Genomic DNA, 1,650 nt, shown 5'->3' with positions numbered 1-1,650 from the left:
CGGTCGAAGGTGGGGCTGGCGATTGGGACGAAGTCGTAACAAGGTAGCCGTACCGGAAGGTGCGGCTGGATCACCTCCTTTCTAAGGAGCATCTTCACCCTTCACCGGCATGCGTTCGGTGGGGTGACAGCTCACTAGTGGAGCACTGGCTACTCAACCAGGCCGTGATTGTCGGACTGCAAGTACCGCCCGTAAGGGAGTGGGAACGGGGTTTCGAGGGTCCGGGCTGGTTGGACACACTGTTGGGTCCTGAGGAAACGGGCATGCGTGTTCGGTTCTTCTGGAGTACAGGGCCGCTGAAGGGTTCGGGTTCGTCCTGGGCTTGGATGCGGTTGCTGTTTGTTGTTTGAGATTTGCATAGTGGACGCGAGCATCTTTGTGGCCAAGTTTTTTAGGGCACACGGTGGATGCCTTGGCATCAGGAGCCGATGAAGGACGTGGGAGGCTGCGTTAAGCCTCGGGGAGTCGCCAACCAGACGTTGATCCGGGGATGTCCGAATGGGGAAACCTAGCACCAGTCATGTGGTGTTGCCTCCGCCTGAATGTATAGGGCGGTTGGTGGTAACGCGGGGAAGTGAAACATCTCAGTACCCGTAGGAAGAGAAAACAATAGTGATTCCGTGAGTAGTGGTGAGCGAAAGCGGATGAGGCTAAACCGGGCGTGTGTGATAGCCGGCAGGCGTTGCATGTCCGGGGTCGTGGGACCCTCTTGGTCGATCTGCCGATCGGCCGGACAGTAAGAAATCGATGGGGTAGTTGAAAGCTCTGGGAAGGGCTGCCGTAGACCGTGAGAGCCGGGTAGGCGAAACCTTGTCGACTGTTTGAGGGGATCCCAAGTAGCACGGGGCTCGAGAAATCCTGTGTGAATCTGCCAGGACCACCTGGTAAGCCTAAATACTCCCTGATGACCGATAGTGCACGAGTACCGTGAGGGAAAGGTGAAAAGTGCCCCGGTGAGGGGTCGTGAAATAGTACCTGAAACCGTGTGCCTACAAGCCGTAGGAGCTTACAGAAGCTTGCTTCTGTGTGATGTGACTGCGTGCCTTTTGAAGAATGAGCCTGCGAGTTATGGTGTGTGGCGAGGTTAACCCGTGTGGGGGAGCCGTAGCGAAAGCGAGTCTGAATAGGGCGTTGAGTCGCATGCTGTAGACCCGAAGCGGAGTGATCTACGCATGGGCAGGTTGAAGCTCAGGTAAGACTGGGTGGAGGACCGAACCCACCAGGGTTGAAAACCTGGGGGATGATCTGTGTGTAGGGGTGAAAGGCCAATCAAACTCCGTGATAGCTGGTTCTCCCCGAAATGCATTTAGGTGCAGCGTCGCGTGTTTCTTGCCGGAGGTAGAGCACTGGATGGCTAATGGGCCCGACAAGGTTACTGACGTCAGCCAAACTCCGAATGCCGGTAAGTGAGAGCGTGGCAGTGAGACTGCGGGCGATAAGGTTCGTAGTCGAGAGGGAAACAGCCCAGATCACCGACTAAGGCCCCTAAGCGTGTGCTAAGTGGGAAAGGATGTGGAGTCGCAGAGACAACCAGGAGGTTGGCTTAGAAGCAGCCACCCTTGAAAGAGTGCGTAATAGCTCACTGGTCAAGTGATTCTGCGCCGACAATGTAGCGGGGCTCAAGTACACCGCCGAAGTCGTGGCATTGAC

Annotated in this window: 1 rRNA gene; it reads left to right on the top strand. The window is 56.3% G+C overall.

What is annotated here, in order from left to right:
• Nucleotides 1–380: 380 nt before the first annotated feature.
• Nucleotides 381–1,650, top strand: a 23S ribosomal RNA gene (locus ACWEPL_RS65060); the annotation flags it as partial.

The organism is Nonomuraea sp. NPDC004186, assembly GCF_053603495.1.
The sequence above is the reverse complement of the archived record's forward strand: the minus strand, read 5'-3'. Positions and strand labels throughout refer to the sequence as shown.